Origin of the sequence: Fodinicola acaciae, assembly GCF_010993745.1 — a bacterium.
GTDB classification, from domain to species: domain Bacteria; phylum Actinomycetota; class Actinomycetes; order Mycobacteriales; family HKI-0501; genus Fodinicola; species Fodinicola acaciae.
In genome coordinates, this window is sequence record NZ_WOTN01000003.1 from 1,270,169 (window position 1) to 1,287,468 (window position 17,300).

Consider the following 17,300-nt stretch of genomic DNA (forward strand, 5'->3'; position numbering starts at 1 on the left):
CTAGAGTTTCCAGACCCACACATCATCGACCGGTTTGCCAGGACCGAAAAGTGCCTGCAACGCCGCGCGCAGCTCGGCCTGCCGCGGATCGGGACCGAGCACGACACACGACGATTTCCAGTAACGCAGGTCCCTTTCCGCCTGCGTGCGTTCCTTCGCACCGATCGGTGGCACCACGCCGGACTTGCGGACCTTGGTCAGCAACTGCGAGGTCGAGGTCGGATAGACACCGAATGCCGCCGTGCCGTGCGCACCATAGGGACCGACGAAAAACCCTTGTGGCAAGGCAAACCGCGTATCGGTCGCCGCGGCCCAACGCATCGCGAGCGGATCGCCCGGCTCCGGCAGCGGTACGGTCACGATCGTCTGGCCGGGCGCCGCGCACTGCTGCCAGTCACCGGACGCGAAATACGTCGGCACCGGCTGGCGCGCGGCGGTCGGCAGCGGCAACGGCACGAGCGGAATCAACGCCACGGTCACCGCCACCGGCACGGCGACCGTCGTAAATCGTCCTTCAAACGTACGATCCAACGCCAGTGCCACCAACAAACCGATCAACGGCAGCAAAACGATCGCGTAACGCGTCGGCAATGCGCCGTCGACGGCCGGCAACCCCTTGATCAACTCGTACGGCATCCAGATGCCGGTGTTGTGGCCGTCGATCACCAGCCGTGGACCAAAAGACAGCAGCACCATCACAATGCCGGTCACCGCGACCGCTGGCACCACACCGCCGCGCCGCCGCCACAGCCAGCCGACAAGCACCGCCACCAGCAGCACCAGCGGCCAGCCGAGAAACGTGTTGTACTCCGTCGGTCCGAGCGCGAGCTTGCCCACGTCGTATGGCGCCGGCAGGCCGCCACCGGCGACCGACAGCGGCGGAAACGCGACGTACGACCGCAAATCCGCGACGTACGCGACCGACCACTCCAGATGCCGGACGGCCTGCGGACCGGCGAACTGGATGGTCAGCGGATAGGCCAACAACAGCGCGCCGACCGCCATCGCGACGCTGAGACCGCGCACCAGATCCGGCAGTGCCTTGCGCACGTCGTTGCGACGGAATGCCGCATACGCCAAGGAAAAGACGACCAGCGACAGCGCGGCCAGGAACAGGATCTCCTCACCGAGAAACGCCTGCGAAGCGACCAGCACGCCGAGCACGACACCGGTGATCAGCGGACGCTGACCGCGGAAAATTCGTACGACACAATAGATGATCGGCGGCACCAGCCATTGGGCCGTGATGTGCAGATGACTGTTGGACTGGGTGATCATCGCCGGCCCGAAACCGCAGACCGCCGCGCCGACCGCGGCCGACATCCAGCCGATGCGCGACACGCGCGAGAAAAGGAAAAACCAGCCGATCGCCGTGCCAGCGAGGTTGAGCGCGACACACAACGCGAAAGCGGTCGCCACACCGGCGACCGCGATCACCGGCGCCAGCAGGATGCCGTGCAGGATGTGCGCGGCATTGGACATCAGGTTGATGCCTTCCGGCGCGTTGAGCCGGTCGGTCACCAGGCTGAAGTCGCCGACCCAGAAGCGGCTGGCCCTGGCCATGAACCATTCGATCAGGATCTGGTCGTTGGGGTTGACCGACAGCGTACGGTTGTCCGGTCCGCCCTGCCACAGGCCGGCGGTCAGATAGCCGGCGCACAGCACGTACGCGACACAGACCAGAACGTCGATCCGCTGCCTGACCCACTGCCGCGGAGCGGATTTGTCGTCTTCCGGGCGCACTTCCGGCGTCTTGACTAAGGTCACCCCGTCGGCCATGCCAGAAAGGCTAGTGGTCGCCATCGGATTACGCTGCTCGGTTGTCACGCGGATGAGCAAGCGCCGGCGCATTTTGTCGGCCAGAGGAGGTGCACCGTGTTCGACGTCTTCGATCCGGACGCCGTGCATGGCCGCGTCTACCAGGCACTGGTGGCCGAGCCGCGCGCCTCGGTGGCGGCGATCGCGAAACGCACGTGCCTGCCGGAAAAACTGGTCCGCGACACGCTCGCCGAGCTCCGACAGGCCGATATGGCAACCGATTCGGACGGCGACCGGTGGGACGCGCGCAGCCCCGATCTGGTTGCCGCCACCGAGTTGCGCCGCGAGGACGACCGGCGCGTGCGGCTGCGCGCGGCCGAGGCGCAGCTGATGGAGGTGTTTCGCTACAGCCGGCTGCGGACCCCTGGTTTCGTCGAGATCATCCACGGTCCGGCCGCGTTTTTCGCGCGGTTCCAGAAGATCCAGGAGGGCGTACGGTCCGAGGTGAAGGCGATCGACCGGCCACCGTACTACTGGGACGCGGCCGAGATCGACCGCCAGGAGCGGCTGCAGATCGCCCAGATGGCGACCGGCATCAGCTATCGCACCGTCTACCAGGAAAGCGAAAGCGACTCGCCGGTCCGCAACGCGAGCATGATGCGGACGATCACCGCCGGCGAAAACGCGCGGGTGCTGGCCGATCCACCGGTGAAGCTGACCATCGTCGACGACGAGGTCGCCGTGTTGGCCACCGACCCGCCGGACGGGGCCGGCGGCACGCTGCTCGTGCTGCTGGTGCACAAGTCGGTGCTGCTGGACTCGCTGACCAGGATCTTCGAGTCGCTGTGGCGGCTGGCGGTGCCGGTCAACCTGGCGCGGCTCAATGAGACGATCAACGAGACGCTGAGCGACCGCGAGCGCGAGATCCTGACGCTGATGGCCAGCGGCGCCACCGACGACGCGATCGCGCGGCGGCTCGGCCTGTCGCGGCGCACGGTCGTACGCGACGTTGGCCGGCTGCTGGAACAGCTCGGCGCCACCACCCGATTCCAGGCCGGCGCGCAGGCCGCCCGCCGCGGCTGGCTGTGACATACCGGCACGATTCGCCCCGCGTACGTGACCGGTCGGCGACGAGAAGAGACGTGGAAGAACCGATTCAGTAGGGTGCTGCACATGAGCACCGAGGACGTCGTCGAGGAGCAGCCGCCGCATCCGGCCGACGCGGCGTTGCGTGCCGACATCCGGCGGCTCGGCCGGCTGCTCGGCGAGTCGCTGGTCCGCCAGGTCGGCCCCGAGCTGCTGGAGCTGGTCGAGACCGTACGCCGGCTGACCCGCTCTGACCCGGACAAGGCCGCCGAGCTGCTGCGCGAGGCCGACGTGCCGACCGCGATCCGGCTGGTGCGCGCGTTTTCCGAGTTTTTCCAGCTGGCCAACGTCACCGAGCAGACGCATCGCGGCCGCGAGCTGGCGACCAGGCGGCGCGAGGAGGGCGGCTGGCTGGAGGCGACCGCGCGGATGATCCGCGAGCGCGGCGTGCCGGCCGCCGAGATCGCCGCCGCCGCGCGCAACCTGGCCGTACGACCCGTGTTCACCGCCCACCCGACCGAGGCGGCGCGCCGGTCGGTGCTGGCCAAGCAGCGCAAGATCGCCGACCTGCTCGACGCGGAGGCGGCCGGCCGGTCCGGCCGGCGCACCGACGAGCGGCTGGCCGAGCTGATCGACCTGCTCTGGCAGACCGACGACCTGCGGCTGGAGCGTCCGGAGCCGGACGACGAGGCCCGCAACGCGATCTACTACCTCGACGACCTCTACGCCGAGGCCGCGCCGGAGGTGCTCACCGAGCTGGCCGGCACGCTCGCCGACCTCGGCGCCAGCCTGCCGGACGACACCCGGCCGCTCAGCTTCGGCACCTGGACCGGCGGCGACCGCGACGGCAACCCGTACGTCTCGGCCGCGGTCACCATGCGGGTGCTGCGGCTGCAGTACGAGCACGGCATCCGGGACGCCGAGCGGATGCTGGCCGGCCTGGTCGACGAGCTGAGCGTGTCGAGCCGCGTCGCCGGCGCGTCGGAGGAGCTGCGCGAGAGCGTACGCGTCGACCTCGACGCGCTGCCGGAGGTCGAGCAGCGTTTCCGGCGGATCAACGTCGAGGAGCCGTATCGGCTGAAAATCCGTTGTATCCAGGCGAAACTCCACCGTACGCGGCAGCGGCTGGCGGCCGGTCTGCCGCACTCGCCGGGCCTGGACTACCTGGGCAGCGCGGAGATAGTCGCCGACCTGGAGGTCATGCGGCGGTCGCTGCTGGAGCACGACGGACAGCTGATGGCGCGAGGCCGGCTGGCCGAGGCGATCCGTACGGTCCGCGCTTTCGGCCTGCACCTGGCCACGATGGACGTACGTGAGCACGCCGACGCGCATCATGCCGTGCTGGCCACGCTTTTCGACCGGCTGGGCGAGATGGACCGCAAGTATGCCGAGCTCGACCGTCCACAAAGGACGGCGCTGCTGGTGCGCGAGCTGTCCAACCGGCGGCCGCTGACCGGTCTCGCGACTCATCTGGAAGACACCGACGCGCGCACTTTTGGTGTCTTCACGACGATCCGCGACGCGCTGAACGCCTTCGGTCCGGAGGTCGTCGAGTCCTACATCATCTCCATGACCCAGGGCATCGACGACGTACTCGCCGCCGTGCTGCTGGCACGTGAGGCCGGTCTGGTCGACGTGCACAACGGTGAGGCGCGGCTGGGTTTCGTACCATTGCTGGAACAAGCCGCCGAGCTGCGCGCCGCCGGCGAGATTTTGGACCAGCTGCTGTCCATCCCGGGCTATCGGCGGATCGTGGCCGCGCGCGGTGACGTGCAGGAGGTCATGCTCGGCTATTCCGACTCCAACAAGGACGCCGGCATCGCCACCAGCCAGTGGGAAATCCACAAGGCGCAGCGCGCTTTGCGTGACGTGGCGGCGAAACACGGCGTACGGCTGCAACTTTTCCATGGCCGCGGCGGCACGGTCGGTCGCGGCGGCGGTCCGACGCACGACGCGATCCTGGCGCAGCCGTGGGGCACGCTGGACGGCGCGATCAAGGTCACCGAGCAGGGCGAGGTGATCAGCGACAAATACATGCTGCCCACGCTGGCCAGGGAAAACCTGGAGCTGACCGTCGCCGCCGTGCTGCAGGCCTCGGTGCTGCACACCGCGCCGCGGCAGTCCGGCGAGCAGCTGGCCAGGTGGAACGCGGCGATGGAGGCGATCAGCGACGCCGCGTACGGCCGCTATCGCGAGCTGATCACCGACGAGGACCTGCCGCGCTATTTCTGGGCCTCCACGCCGGCCGAGCTGCTCGGCGAGCTCAACATCGGCTCACGGCCGGCGAAACGACCCAACGCCGACGCGGGTCTGGCCGGCCTGCGCGCGATCCCGTGGGTCTTCGGCTGGACGCAGTCGCGGCAGATCGTGCCCGGCTGGTACGGCGTCGGCTCCGGCCTGGCCGCCGCGCGCGCCGCCGGGCTCGACGGACTGCTGACCGAGATGTACGCGGAGTGGCACTTTTTCCGCACTTTCGTGTCCAACGTCGAGATGACGCTGACCAAGACCGACCTGCGGATGGCGGCGCAGTATGTCGAGCGGCTGGTGCCCGGCGAGCTGCACCACGTCTTCGAGCGGATCCAGGCGGAGTTCGACCTGACCATCGCCGAGCTGCTGCGGCTGACCGACGAGGAGAGTCTGCTGGCCAGCCAGCCGCAGCTGCGCCGCACCCTTGGCGTACGCGACCGCTACCTTTCGCCTTTGCATCAATTGCAGATCGAGCTGATGGCGCGGCGGCGGCAGGCAGGCGAGCCGGATCCGGCCCTTTCTCGCGCTTTGTTGCTCACGGTGAACGGCATCGCGGCAGGAATGCGCAACACCGGCTGAGTTTTCACGCAGGCCGTACCGCTGGCCGCTGGGCCCGTGGTACAACGTGGGAAACCTCGAGAAACCGATTTCTAAGACCCTTGTCGGAGGTCTGAGATGCATAACGCCATCGTCCGCGTCGCCGCTGCCGCTGCCGCCATCTTCGCCACCGCCGCGCTCGGTGTCGCTCTCGCCGCCCCGGTCAACGCCAGTGTGCCCGTCGGCACCATCAACGGCGACGGCGTACCGTCGTGGACCCAGGGCAGCGGCGGCACCATCAACGGCGACGAAACCCCCGGCCACGGCTGACGTTGGTCCAATGTGCTATTTGGGACCACTTTCACGCCGAGAAGTGGTCCCCAACAGCACATTCGACTGGCCGGTCGGCTCCCAGCCGCGGCTGATGAGGGCGGCGCGGAGTTTGCTGAGGAAACGGTGGCTGCCGCCGGCCAGGTCAGCGGCGGACGAGCGGAGGATCAGCCAGCCGTCGGCGGACAGGTCCGTGTAACGCGCGGTGTCGATGGCGAACTGCTTCGGCTCCGTGTGGTGCCGGCCCTCATGCTCGACACCAATCTAGTACTCGCGGTAACCGAGATCCAGTCGCGGCAGACCGCAGCAGCCAGTCGCCAACATCGCATCGCCGACCGCCACGAGTTCTTCCAACTCGACGCGGACTGACTTCGGGGACCGCCTCGAAAGGCAACCGCCTGGCTGGTGGCATGCCTCAATCGTCAGGCAGCGTACGAGCACCGCGGCGGGACGTCGGCGAATCTGTGGATGGAGATTCGCCGTGTGGATAACGTCGTACGCCGAACTTTCGCTGGTAGCCTGGCCGGTTTCTCAGGCGGTCTGCCAGGCGAGGAAGGCGGACCAGGCGGTGGAAGCTACGGCGAGGACGGGGCCGGCGGGGTCCTTGGAGTCGCGAATGCCGACGACCCGCTGCCGAGCCGCCACCTCCACGCAGTCAGTCGAGTTGCCACTGCGCGAGCTTTTACGCCATTGAGCCTTGCCAAAGTCCACGTTGGTCATCTCTGCTCCTCTGAGTGCCGCGCCATGTTGGCTGCCGCTCTGGCGATGAGCTCAGCCGACCGCTCCGGCGACAGAGCCTTCGCAAGAATAGTCTTCCATGCGAGCCGGTAGGTCTCGATATGCGCTGTCTCCTCAAGGAAAATGCTGAGGACCTTGTTCTCCAGGTAGACCAGAGTCTCGTACGCGTCCGAGTCCATGATCATGAATGGACTCTCCAGGCCGGGATGTGGTCCGGCCGAGATAGGCACGACCTGAATCGTGATCTGGCGTTTGCCGGCCATCACCAACAGATGTCGCAACTGTGCGGCAAGCACGTCCGCGCCGCCGACCTGGGTAAGGAGAGCCGCTTCGTAGACGAGTGCATGAAGCTCCGGCGGCAGGGGCCGGCTGAGGATCGCCTGGCGACCGAGGCGCGCGGCAACGCGCGATTCGATCTCGCTGTCTGTACGTTTACATACTGCCGTCGCGTGAATGATCGCTCTCGCGTATTCAGGCGTCTGCAACAAACCTGGAACCACCAGCGGCTCGTAGTTTCGGAGACGAGTGGCAGACCGTTCGTAGTCAATTAACGCTTTCCACTGTTCGGAGAGGCCTTCTCCGTGTGCTTCGACCCAGCCGGGTTTGGCGGCTTCGCGTACCAGGCCAAGGATCTCGTCGCGGCGGTCGATCGGTACGTGGTAGAGGCCGAGCATCGCTGCGACCTCTTCCAGCTGCAGGCCGAGCTGGCAGTTCTCGATGCGGCTGATCTTGCTCTGCGACACGCCGAGGCGCGCGCCGACCTCGCCGGTGGTCAGGCCACGCGCCTTGCGCAGGCGACGCAGCTCGGACGAGACCTGGCGCGAGCGTACGGTCGGCTTTCCCTGACCGGTCATGGCCAGCCCCCCAATTCGCGATGGTACGAGAGAAAATTCCGCGGTCGCATGAACGTGCGTGGCGCCGCTGACCCGTGCCAAGGTAGCCCGCATCGGCCGAAGCGCAAATCGCATGAATGCGACGAATAATCCGACGGGAACGAGGTTCGCGACATGAAGGACTCACCGTTACGCGTGTGGAAGATCGACGGGGAGGTGCCGCTGGTGATCACGATCTACCGGCCGGCCGTCACGGTGCGGTGTGGCGACGGACCGGAGGCCTGTCTGACGCCGAAACAGGTCAACGCTCTGTGCATGCAGTTCGACGACGCGGAGGCGTATTTTCTCGACGAGGCACCCCAGACGATCGGCTGACGGCTGCGCGAAGAGGCAGAGCGCGAAACCGCCGTGCAACCGAACGAACGACTGGACCCGTTCCTGGATCGTGCGGCCGACGGCGGTCGTACGAAACGGAGAGGGATCACCAAATGCGCAACACCATTGCTCGTACGCTCGCCATCGGCGCCTTGCTGGCCATTCCGTTCGCCGGCGCCACCGCGGCGAACGCGGCGACCGTGAAAGTCACCGGAAACTGGACGCTCGACCAGCGCGCCGACGACCCGTATCCGACAAACGACAGGCTGACGATCAACAAGGACGGATCTTTCCGGCTCGGCGGCGAGGACGGCAACCGATACGACTGCTACGGGCTGGTCGACTCGGCCGGCACCGGGAAGTACGTTTTCCGGATGCACTGCACGACCGGTGACACGACGGCAAAGGCCGAATACAAGGGAAAGTCGCTGATCGTCCACTTCAGCGCCGACGAGTCCTTCCACCGCTGACGAAAAGGCCTCATCACCGGTCGCGGTGATGAGGCCTTTTCACGACCGTCACCGTGGCCAGCGCCGCGGCATCAGCGCGGCGACCGCGATTATCCAGACGAAACCAGGAAAACGCGCCAGCGGCAGCAGCGCGGCCAGGGCTGGTAGGAGCAGGCTCAGCGTCGACAGCTCAGCGATCGCCGCGACGACCAGACCGAGGATCGCGACCCAGCGCGGCAAAATCCGCGTGAACAACGCGATCACCGAGACGCCGGCGATCAGCAGGCCGAGAAAGACCACGTGCGCCGGACCACCGGTCAGAAACGCCAGGTCCTGGATCGTACGCACCAGCGCCGGACTGCTGACGATGTCCGGCCGCGACAGGCACCAGCTCAGAATTCCGGACAGCATAAGGAAAACAGACGACGCGATGCCGCCGACCAGCGTGATCACGGCACCTGGCACGGCAACCTTGAAATGCCGCAGACGCGCGTAGACGACAGCGGTGAACAACAGCAACGGCACCGCCGCCGCAAACTGGAAGAAGCCGGTCAACAGCGCGCCGGTCGGATGCTGCGCGAAGTACGCCAGGATGCGCTCCGCCGGATCGTACGGCGACGGAAAGGTCGTGCCAGCCGCCAGTGTCGCGCCGACCAGGCCGGCGAGGAACAGCACGACGAAAACAATGCCGATCGCCAGCAACGGCGGCCCAGGCAGCGGACGAGTCTGCGGTTCGGTGGTGGTCATGTCGAGCTCCAATCGTTCTGTCGATGAATCATTTCTAGCATGAACGATTGTCATCCGCTAGCGTTAACCGCATGGACGATGCCCCCAGCCGCGGCGCGGCGTTCCTGGTCACGCAGCTCGGCACGCACTGCGCGGCGAAGTTCGCCGTGCGTGCGCGGGAGATCGGCCTGACGCCGCCACAGGTCGGCATCCTCGGCCTGATCGCGCGCTCGCCCGGCCAGAGCCAGCAGGCGGTGGCGACCGCGCTCGGCCTGCTGCCCAGCCGGCTGGTCGGCTTCGTCGACGACCTGGAGGACCAGGGCCTGCTCGAGCGCGTACGCAGCCGCACCGACCGGCGCAACTACGCGCTCCAGCTCACCGAGGCCGGCCGTCGCAAGCTCGGCGAGATCGGCCGCGTCGGCCGCGAGCACGAGCAGGACATCTTCGGCAACCTGACCGACGAGCAGCACACCGAGCTGGTCCGGCTGTTGCAGCGCGTCGCCGACGAGCAGGGCCTGACCGCCGGCGTGCACCCCGGCTTTCGCAGCCTCAACAGCGAGGTCTGCTGACGTGACCAGCCAACTGGCGCTGGACGGTGCCGCGCTCGGCCACGCCGAGCTGCTGCTCTCCGGCGCGTACGCACCGCTGACCGGCTTCATGACCAGCGCCGAGGCCGCTTCGTGGCCGGCGCCGGTGACGCTCGCCGCGGAGGTGGCCGGCGACCAGGTCGAGCTGACCGATCCGGAAGGCGCGCCGATCGCACTGATGACCGTCGAAGAGCGCTGGGACGGCCATATCGCCGGTCCGCTCAAGGCGCTGAAGCCGCTCGCGTACGGTCCGTTCCAGGCGCTGCGGCGCCTGCCCGCCGACGTCACGCTCCCTGCCGGCGCTGTCGCCGTAGTCGCCGAGCGGCCACTGACCCCCGCCGACGTTCCTGACGCGCCACTGCTGGTGATCGTGCCGATCGTGGCCGGCCGCGAGCGGCTGGTACGCGCCGTACGCGACAGTGTCGATGGGGTCGCCTGCGAGCTCATCGCCCTGCCGCTGCCAGAGCCGGCGCTGGCCGGGGTCGTCGCCCGCAACTATGGCGCTGACCAGCTCGTACGCCTGGCGGCCGAGGACATGGACCGGCGCGGCCTGGTCGTCTTCTTCACCGGCCTGTCCGGCTCCGGCAAGTCGACGGTCGCGCGCGGCCTGGTCGACCGGCTGCGTGAGCGCGGCGACCGGACGATCACCATGCTCGACGGCGATGTCGTCCGCCGGCTGCTCTCCAAGGGCCTGACCTTCAGCCGCGAGGACCGCGACCTCAACATCCGCCGGATCGGTTTCGTGGCGGCCGAGGTGGCGCGGCACGGCGGCCTGGCCGTGTGCGCGCCGATCGCGCCGTACGCGTCGACGCGCGCGGAGGTCCGCGCGATGGTCGAGGCCGCCGGCGGCCGGCTGATGCTCGTCCACGTGTCGACGCCACTGGAGGTCTGCGAGCAGCGCGACCGCAAAGGTCTCTATGCCAAAGCGCGCGCGGGCCTGATCCCCGAGTTCACCGGCATCAGCGACCCGTACGAGACGCCGACCGACGCCGACCTCACGATCGACACCTCGACGATGTCCGAAGCAGAGGCCGTCGAGGTCATGCTCACCGCACTCAAAACTGGATACGATATACTGTGACCATCAGTCATACGTCCGATATCTCATCATGTGGTGTGTTTCGCATGATCTAACTGTCAAATCACAGTAAAGGGAACTTTTATCTCGCCTGTCCCGTGTGACGAGTCGTGTGAAGCACCTCGTCTTACGGCAAGGAGGCGACAAGCAATGACCACCGGCACCGAAGTGCCAACCGATCCGACCTGGCAGGGCCGCCTCGGCAGCGTGCTGCGGCACGACGTGCCGGCGTCACTCGTCGTATTCCTGATCGCTCTGCCCCTCTCGCTCGGCATCGCCATCGCGTCCGGCGCGCCGGTGGTGGCCGGCCTGATCGCGGCCGCCGTCGGCGGCATCGTGGCCGGCGCGACCGGCGGCTCGGTCGTGCAGGTCAGTGGACCAGCGGCCGGCCTCACGGTGATCGTCGCGGAGATCAACGTGCAGTACGGCTGGCAGGTCACCTGCCTGATCACGCTGCTCGCCGGCCTCGTGCAGATCGCCCTCGGCGCGGTCAGGGTGGCGCGTACGGCGTTGGCCGTCTCCCCCGCGATCGTGCACGGCATGCTGGCCGGCGTCGGCATCACCATCGCGCTGGCGCAGATCCACGTGATTCTGGGCGACCAGCCGCAAAGCTCGGCCGTACGCAACATCCTCGACCTGCCTGGTGAGTTGCTGCGGCCCAACATTCTCACCGCCGCGGTTGGCCTCTCGGTCGTGGCGGTCATGCTGCTCTGGCCGCGTTTGCCAGCTGTGGCGCAGAAAGTCCCCGGCGCGCTGGTGGCGGTCGTCATTCCGACGGCGGCCGTCGCGCTGCTCGGCTGGAACGTGCCGCGGATTTCGTTGCCGGACAACCCGCTGCAGTCGTTCGTGTTGCCGAAACTGCCGGAGGCAGCGCAAATCCAGGGTGTCGTCATCGCGGTGTTCACCGTGGCATTGGTGGCCAGCGTCGAGTCGCTGCTGTCCGCGGTCGCGGTCGACAAGCTGCACGACGGACCGCGGGTGAGGCTCGACCGCGAACTTGTCGGCCAAGGCGCGGCAAACGTCGTGACCGGCGCGCTCGGCGGCTATCCAGTGACCGGCGTGATCGTCCGCAGCTCGACCAACGTACGAGCCGGCGCCCGGTCGCGTGCGTCCACGGTCCTGCACGGCGTGTGGATTCTCGCATCGGTCGCCGCCTTGGCGTCGCTCATCGAGCGCATTCCGGTCGCGGCGCTGGCCGGACTCCTGGTCGTCATCGGCGTACAACTGGTGAACATCAAGCACATCCGGCACCTGCGCCACCATCGCGAGCTGCCAGTGTACGTCGTGACCGCGGCCGGCGTCGTCATGCTCAACCTGATCGAGGGCGTGTTGCTCGGCGTCGCGCTCGCCGTGGTGATCGCGCTGCGCCGGCTCGGCCGTACGCGCATCCGCACCGAACAGGACGGCGACCGCTGGCACGTACGCGTCGCCGGCTCGCTCACCTTCCTGTCGGTGCCGGGACTTTCCCGCGCTTTGGCGGAAATCCCCGACGGCGCCGCGGTCGACGTCGATCTTTACGTGGATTTCATGGATCACGCCGCATTCGACGCGCTGCACTCCTGGCGGGTTGACCACCAGCGGCGCGGCGGAATCGTTGACATCGACGAGATCCACGAGCGTTGGTATCACCCCTCGGTCCGAGGCACGCCGCCGAAACCGGCGGCCGAGAAATCGCCGTCGCCGCGGTGGTTCGCGCCGTGGTCGAGCTGGCAGCCGGACCGTACGAGCGCTCGCACGGACAGCCATCCGGTCGAGCTGACGCCACTGGTCGTCGGCACGCGCGACTATCACCGGCGGGCCCGGCCACTTGTCCATCCGTTTCTGCAAAGGCTCGCGCGCGAAGGCCAGAAACCGTCGCAGATGTTCATCACCTGCGCCGACTCGCGGATCGTGCCCAACCTGATCACCGCCAGCGGGCCCGGCGACCTGTTCACGTTGCGCAACATCGGAAACCTGGTGCCGCCGTACGGCTCGGCGGATCGCTCGGTCGGTGCCGCGGTGGAATATGCCGTGGACGTGCTCGGTGTGCGGCTCATCACGGTGTGCGGACATTCCAGCTGTGGCGCGATGAACGCGCTGGCCTACCAGCCGGCGCCGGCCGGTGCCCTGCCGGAATGGCTGGCGTATGCGGCGGACAGCCGTGAGCGTTGGCTGCGCAGCGGCGGCGGTGTCGAGGACCTGGCGCACGTGAACATCGCGCTGCAGCTCGACCACCTGCTCAGCTATCCGAGCGTACGCGCGAAAGTCGCGGCCGGACAGCTGCGGCTGGCCGGCCTTTACTTCGACATCGAAGGCGCCGAGCTGTTCCTGCTGGACCAGGCGGCCGAGCTGTTCCGTCCGCTCAGCCGGACGATCGACGTGACCGACGGACAGGTGAGTGCGTTGCCGGTAAAGTGATGTGGTGCCCAGAGCCGAGAAATTCGACACCATATCGGGTTTTCTGAGCCGGCTCGGCGATCGCGAGGTCGCCGAGCTGGTCGCCACCGCGACGCCGCTGGGAGCCGGGATCGGTGGCACCACCTCGCTGCTGCGGATCGGGGACGTGCCGGTCTTCCTCAAGAAGATCCGGCTCACCGACCTGGAGATGGCACATCCACGGTCCACGGCGAATCTCTACGATGTGCCGGCGTACATGCAATATGGCGCCAACGCGATCGGCTCGACGGCGATCAACGCCTGGCGCGAGGTCGCCACGCACGAGATGACCACGGAGTGGGTGCTGAGCCGTGCGTACGACGGCTTTCCGTTGACCTACCACTGGCGGGTGCTGCCGGAAACGCTGGCGATATACGAAGAACTGGCCGACGTGGAGAAGGTCGTCGCCTATTGGGGTGGTTCGCAGGCCGTACGACGGCGGTTGCTCGCTTTGCACGACTCGTCGGCGGTCGCCGTGTTGTTCTGCGAATACATTCCTCAGTCGCTGGAGTCCTGCGACGACGCACCGAAACGACAGCTGCTGGACGGCGTGGCGTTCATGAACTCTCACGAGCTGCTGCACTTCGACCCGCATTTCGGCAATCTGCTGACCGACGGCGAGCGGATCTACTTCGCCGACTTCGGCCTGGCGACCAGCACGCGTTTCGAGCTGTCGCCGGCCGAGCGCGAGTTCTTCCAGACTCATCGCACGTACGACCACGCGTACGTCCTCAGCTATGTCGATCGCTGGCAGATCTACAAAAAGCACGACATCGCCTGGCGCGATCATCTCGCTTTCCTGCGCGAACACGGAGGATCGGCGCTCACGCTGTTGATGACCGAGTTCTTCGACACGCTGATCAACGAAAGCCGCACCACGCCGTATCCGGTGGCGGAGATCGAAAAACTGCTAAGCGAGCAGTGAGAGAAAGTCGGCGACCAGCGGCGTCGGCCGCTTTCGGTGGACGACGTGGATCTGCCAGGCCGGTTTGATGCCGGTGAGCCGACCGACGCAGATCTTCCGGTCGACGCGGCCGTCGAGCAGGCTGGCTGGCACGAGCGCGATGCCGAGGCCAGCCGCCACCAAGGCCAGTGTCACCTCATAATCGGCCGTCTCGTACGCGACATGCGGCTGGAACCCGTTGGTCAACGACTCGAGGCAGGCTCGGTTAGCCACACCACGCGCGCCGCAAATCCACTGCTCACCGGAAAGATCGGCCATCCGGTTGCGGCACGCGGCCCGCGGATGGTCTCTGGGCAGCACGAGTTTCAGCGGATCGGACAGCAGCAACTGGCGGTGCAGGCCGGTGGCCTCCGGCATCGCCACACCGGGATATTGGTGCGTGATAAGGACATCCAGGTCGCGTGCGGTCACCAGGCCATAGCCGGCTGGCGGTTCGACGTCGAGCAACGAGAGATTGGCGGTCGGATGGCGGCGGCGCAGCGCGGCCAGCGCTCGCGGCACGATTGTCTTGCCCGCGGTGGCAAACGTGCCGATCGCCAGCCGCTGCGGCGCCGACGCGGCGGCCAGTGCCGCCTCGGCATCGCGCAACTCGCCGATCACCCGCTCACCATGGCGTACGAGCAGAGCGCCGGCGCTGGTCAACCGTACGCCGGTCGGCAACCGGTCGACCAACGTCACGCCGACCTCGCGCTCAAGTTTGGACAGCTGCTGCGAAAGCGCGGACGGCGTGAACGACATCCGTTGCGCCGCCGCCGCGATCGAGCCGGCGTGGGCGATTTCCACGAGTACGCGCAGTCTGGCGACTTCGAGCATCAACGACTCCTTTTTGCGAACATACGATGCGCGATGAACGCGGCCAGCGCCACCGCGACCGGCATCAGCGCCAGTGTGACCACGGCACCGAAACGGTCGGCGAGCAGGCCCGCCACAGCCGAGCCGGTCGCGCTGCCGGCGGCGAGTCCGGTCGACAGCCAGGCGAACGCCTCCGCACCCGGTGTCGCCTTTCCGACCAGCAGGTAGCTCGCCGCGGCGATCGGCGTGAGAAACAGGCCGGCGCCGACCAGGACGACCCCGGTCGCGAACAACGTAACGTTTGCCGGATAAACAGCGAAAAACGCGACCGGCGTCAATGCCACCGAAAACCATGACAGCATCCGCACGTACGTGCGCTCACCGTCGGCACCCAGCGGCGCGAACGTACCAAGGATGCCACCGAAAGTCAGCATCGCCTGGACAACGCCGGCCAGCTGCACCGCACCGGCCGCGCCGGCGAAAGCCGACAACCCGACCGGCTCGGCGCCGAAAGCCATCCCCTGCAGGAAAGCGCTGGCGGTGAGCACGCGCACCGCCGGCAACCACAGCACTCCTGCCTGGCGAGACCGGCCGCCGGCGACCGGCTCCGGCGCCGCCACGACAAACCAGATGGTGCCGGCGAGCACCAAAAACGCCGCCGACAGCAGCGCGACGAGCGGACTGGCGGCGACGACGACCAGCGTGACCAACAGCGGACCGGCGAGAAACAACACCTGCTGCAGCAACGATTCCAGCACGTACGCGGCCGGCAGTCGCTGCCGGTCGACCAGCCGCGGCCAGACCGCTTTGACACTGCCGGAAACCGGCGGCATTCCGATGCCGGCGGCCGCGGCGCTCACCGCCAATGCGAGCGGCCAGGCGGTCAGGAAAATCAGGCTGACGACGGCAACGACGTGCAGCGCGGCGATCGGCGGCAACACGCGCTTGAGGCCATAGCGGTCGATCAAACGTCCCTGCAGCGGCGTGGTCGCCGCGTCCCCGATCGCCAGCAGGGCCGCCGCCAGGCCGGCGAGCGCGTACGAACCGGTGACCTGGTGCAGAAGCAACACGGTCGCCAGCGGCAGCATGCCTTTGGGCAGCCGAGCGACCAGTGAGCTCGCGGCGACCTGGCGTACGCGCGGATCGGCGAGGACGAGGCGGAGGGACCGTACGTGAGCCAAAAACATGGACACCTCGAGCGATAGTCAGGCACGCGACAGCGCACCGACGTCGCCCTACCAGGCTTTTGCCCCTTCAGATGCCCACCGTCTCCGGCGGGTCGTGGCGCTCGGACCAGTCCCGACTCCGCGAAGCCGGCGGAACCCTAGCCACGTCCAGTCGATCCAGCACCGATGTTACCGCATTAAGTGCTGCTAATGGCCATCCAGAAACCGTAGCTGGCGGTTAAGGCTCGCGTCGGCCATGGTGGGGTCATGACATCGCTCACGCCAGCCGACGTGGCCGCCGCCGCGGACCGGATCGCGCCATACGCCCGGCGTACGCCGGCCATCCGCATCGAGGTCGACGGCCGGCCGTTGCTGCTGAAACTGGAATATCTGCAGCGAAGCGGATCCTTCAAGCTGCGCGGCGCGCTGAACGCCCTGCTGATGGCGCGTCCGGATTCGGTGGTGACCGCCTCCGGCGGCAACCACGGACTCGCTGTCGCGACGGCCGCGGCGATCCTCGGCATCCCCGCGACCGTTTTCGTGCCAGAAACCGTGCCTTTCGCCAAGGCGCGGCGGATCGAGGCCGCCGGCGCGCGACTCGTACGACACGGCACGACCTACGCCGAGGCGGCCGCAGCCGCTGTCGCGGAGCCAGGACATTACGTGCACGCGTACGACGATCCGACCGTCGTGCCCGGCCAAGGCACCTCCGCCCTCGAGGTGATCGCCGATTTTCCCGAGGTGGAAGCGTTTTACGTCGCCGTCGGCGGCGGTGGACTCGCCGCTGGGACCTCCCTGGCGATCGGTGACCGTCGCACGGTGGCCGTCGAGCCAGAGAACTGCTGCGCACTTTTTCGCGCGCTGGCAGCGGGAAAACCGGTCGATTCGCCGGTCGACTCGGTCGCCTCGTCGGCGCTTGGTGCGACACGTGCCGGCGAGTTGCCTTTCGCCATCCTGAACAACGACCGGACCTCGTCCGTCTTGGTCAGTGACAAGGAAATGCTCGAAGCGCGTGACTTCCTGTGGGAGGAAGCGAGGATCGCCGCCGAGCCGGCCGCCGCGGCACCGTTCGCGGCCTGGCGCGACGCGCGTACGACCGAGTTTTCGTGTGTCATCGTGTGCGGCGCCAACACCGACTGGCATCCGCAGGACTGACCCGTTTGAGGCCAGGTCCACCGGGTCTCGGCACACCCAAACCGCACCCGCGAACTTGACGTTT

Annotated in this window: 17 protein-coding genes and 1 riboswitch; of the genes, 11 read left to right on the plus strand and 6 right to left on the minus strand. The window is 67.5% G+C overall.

What is annotated here, in order from left to right:
* Entirely contained in the window at nt 1-1,779 is a 1,779-nt protein-coding gene (locus tag GNX95_RS32170; RefSeq protein WP_163511423.1) for a hypothetical protein, read from the minus strand.
* Between the two features lie 96 nt (nt 1,780-1,875).
* On the opposite strand from GNX95_RS32170, the gene GNX95_RS32175 reads away from it, so the two are divergent.
* From GNX95_RS32175 to GNX95_RS32190, 4 genes are all read left to right on the plus strand, one after another.
* Nucleotides 1,876-2,847, plus strand: a complete 972-nt coding sequence (locus GNX95_RS32175) for a helix-turn-helix transcriptional regulator (RefSeq protein WP_163511424.1) — start codon at nt 1,876-1,878, stop codon at nt 2,845-2,847.
* Between the two features lie 84 nt (nt 2,848-2,931).
* Entirely contained in the window at nt 2,932-5,670 is a 2,739-nt protein-coding gene (gene ppc, locus GNX95_RS32180) for a phosphoenolpyruvate carboxylase (protein WP_163511425.1), read from the plus strand.
* Between the two features lie 96 nt (nt 5,671-5,766).
* On the plus strand, nt 5,767-5,958 hold the full coding sequence (locus GNX95_RS32185; RefSeq protein ID WP_163511426.1) for a hypothetical protein: 192 nt from the start codon (nt 5,767-5,769) through the stop codon (nt 5,956-5,958).
* 126 nt (nt 5,959-6,084) lie between these two features.
* A complete protein-coding gene (locus GNX95_RS32190; protein ID WP_163511427.1) occupies nt 6,085-6,327 on the plus strand; it encodes a hypothetical protein in 243 nt (80 codons plus the stop codon).
* Nucleotides 6,328-6,489: 162 nt separating this feature from the next.
* On the opposite strand, the gene GNX95_RS32195 is transcribed toward GNX95_RS32190, so the two are convergent.
* Both GNX95_RS32195 and GNX95_RS32200 read right to left on the minus strand, forming a co-directional pair.
* Nucleotides 6,490-6,678, minus strand: coding sequence for a DUF397 domain-containing protein (locus tag GNX95_RS32195; protein WP_163511428.1), 189 nt, complete (start codon nt 6,676-6,678; stop codon nt 6,490-6,492).
* A complete protein-coding gene (locus GNX95_RS32200) occupies nt 6,675-7,550 on the minus strand; it encodes a helix-turn-helix domain-containing protein (protein ID WP_163511429.1) in 876 nt (291 codons plus the stop codon). The genes GNX95_RS32195 and GNX95_RS32200 overlap by 4 nt, the downstream gene beginning before the upstream one ends.
* Before the next feature lie 153 nt (nt 7,551-7,703).
* Between GNX95_RS32200 and GNX95_RS32205 the strand changes: the two genes are divergently transcribed.
* Nucleotides 7,704-7,904 (plus strand): hypothetical protein, encoded by a 201-nt coding sequence (locus GNX95_RS32205; protein WP_163511430.1) that lies wholly within the window; start codon nt 7,704-7,706, stop codon nt 7,902-7,904.
* 113 nt (nt 7,905-8,017) lie between these two features.
* Nucleotides 8,018-8,374, plus strand: coding sequence for a hypothetical protein (locus tag GNX95_RS32210; protein WP_163511431.1), 357 nt, complete (start codon nt 8,018-8,020; stop codon nt 8,372-8,374).
* A 48-nt stretch (nt 8,375-8,422) separates the two neighbouring features.
* On the opposite strand, the gene GNX95_RS32215 is transcribed toward GNX95_RS32210, so the two are convergent.
* Nucleotides 8,423-9,100 (minus strand): DUF4386 family protein, encoded by a 678-nt coding sequence (locus tag GNX95_RS32215; RefSeq protein ID WP_163511432.1) that lies wholly within the window; start codon nt 9,098-9,100, stop codon nt 8,423-8,425.
* Between the two features lie 71 nt (nt 9,101-9,171).
* Between GNX95_RS32215 and GNX95_RS32220 the strand changes: the two genes are divergently transcribed.
* The 4 genes from GNX95_RS32220 (at nt 9,172) to GNX95_RS32235 (ending at nt 14,084) form a co-directional block, all read left to right on the plus strand.
* Nucleotides 9,172-9,648: a MarR family winged helix-turn-helix transcriptional regulator gene (locus GNX95_RS32220; RefSeq protein WP_163511433.1), complete on the plus strand. Its 477-nt coding sequence runs from the start codon at nt 9,172-9,174 to the stop codon at nt 9,646-9,648.
* 1 nt (nt 9,649) lies between these two features.
* On the plus strand, nt 9,650-10,747 hold the full coding sequence (gene cysC, locus GNX95_RS32225; RefSeq protein ID WP_222854082.1) for an adenylyl-sulfate kinase: 1,098 nt from the start codon (nt 9,650-9,652) through the stop codon (nt 10,745-10,747).
* Nucleotides 10,748-10,894: 147 nt separating this feature from the next.
* Entirely contained in the window at nt 10,895-13,141 is a 2,247-nt protein-coding gene (locus GNX95_RS32230; RefSeq protein WP_163511434.1) for a SulP family inorganic anion transporter, read from the plus strand.
* A gap of 4 nt (nt 13,142-13,145) precedes the next feature.
* The gene (locus GNX95_RS32235; protein ID WP_222854083.1) at nt 13,146-14,084 is read left to right on the plus strand and encodes a protein kinase family protein; all 939 of its coding nucleotides are present in this window, start codon (nt 13,146-13,148) and stop codon (nt 14,082-14,084) included.
* Here the strand turns inward: GNX95_RS32235 and GNX95_RS32240 are convergent.
* Both GNX95_RS32240 and GNX95_RS32245 read right to left on the minus strand, forming a co-directional pair.
* Nucleotides 14,070-14,936, minus strand: a complete 867-nt coding sequence (locus GNX95_RS32240) for a LysR family transcriptional regulator (RefSeq protein ID WP_222854084.1) — start codon at nt 14,934-14,936, stop codon at nt 14,070-14,072. The genes GNX95_RS32235 and GNX95_RS32240 overlap by 15 nt on opposite strands.
* Nucleotides 14,936-16,102, minus strand: a complete 1,167-nt coding sequence (locus tag GNX95_RS32245) for an MFS transporter (RefSeq protein WP_343035064.1) — start codon at nt 16,100-16,102, stop codon at nt 14,936-14,938. Before GNX95_RS32245 ends, GNX95_RS32240 begins: the two co-directional genes overlap by 1 nt.
* 46 nt (nt 16,103-16,148) lie before the next feature.
* A riboswitch (guanidine-I (ykkC/yxkD leader) is annotated at nt 16,149-16,254 on the minus strand.
* Nucleotides 16,255-16,348: 94 nt separating this feature from the next.
* Between GNX95_RS32245 and GNX95_RS32250 the strand changes: the two genes are divergently transcribed.
* The gene (locus GNX95_RS32250) at nt 16,349-17,236 is read left to right on the plus strand and encodes a serine/threonine dehydratase (protein WP_163511438.1); all 888 of its coding nucleotides are present in this window, start codon (nt 16,349-16,351) and stop codon (nt 17,234-17,236) included.
* Nucleotides 17,237-17,300 lie beyond the last annotated feature (64 nt).

Bases quoted from the DNA above. Each gene is read 5' to 3' on its own strand.
- GNX95_RS32170 (WP_163511423.1), bottom strand. From the start codon at position 1,779: ATGGCCGACGGGGTGACCTTAGTCAAGACGCCGGAAGTGCGCCCGGAA.
- GNX95_RS32245 (WP_343035064.1), bottom strand. From the start codon at position 16,102: ATGTTTTTGGCTCACGTACGGTCCCTCCGCCTCGTCCTCGCCGATCCG.
- GNX95_RS32210 (WP_163511431.1), top strand. From the start codon at position 8,018: ATGCGCAACACCATTGCTCGTACGCTCGCCATCGGCGCCTTGCTGGCC.
- GNX95_RS32250 (WP_163511438.1), top strand. From the start codon at position 16,349: ATGACATCGCTCACGCCAGCCGACGTGGCCGCCGCCGCGGACCGGATC.
- GNX95_RS32195 (WP_163511428.1), bottom strand. From the start codon at position 6,678: ATGACCAACGTGGACTTTGGCAAGGCTCAATGGCGTAAAAGCTCGCGC.
- ppc (WP_163511425.1), top strand. From the start codon at position 2,932: ATGAGCACCGAGGACGTCGTCGAGGAGCAGCCGCCGCATCCGGCCGAC.
- GNX95_RS32185 (WP_163511426.1), top strand. From the start codon at position 5,767: ATGCATAACGCCATCGTCCGCGTCGCCGCTGCCGCTGCCGCCATCTTC.
- GNX95_RS32200 (WP_163511429.1), bottom strand. From the start codon at position 7,550: ATGACCGGTCAGGGAAAGCCGACCGTACGCTCGCGCCAGGTCTCGTCC.
- GNX95_RS32230 (WP_163511434.1), top strand. From the start codon at position 10,895: ATGACCACCGGCACCGAAGTGCCAACCGATCCGACCTGGCAGGGCCGC.
- GNX95_RS32215 (WP_163511432.1), bottom strand. From the start codon at position 9,100: ATGACCACCACCGAACCGCAGACTCGTCCGCTGCCTGGGCCGCCGTTG.
- GNX95_RS32240 (WP_222854084.1), bottom strand. From the start codon at position 14,936: ATGCTCGAAGTCGCCAGACTGCGCGTACTCGTGGAAATCGCCCACGCC.
- GNX95_RS32220 (WP_163511433.1), top strand. From the start codon at position 9,172: ATGGACGATGCCCCCAGCCGCGGCGCGGCGTTCCTGGTCACGCAGCTC.
- GNX95_RS32205 (WP_163511430.1), top strand. From the start codon at position 7,704: ATGAAGGACTCACCGTTACGCGTGTGGAAGATCGACGGGGAGGTGCCG.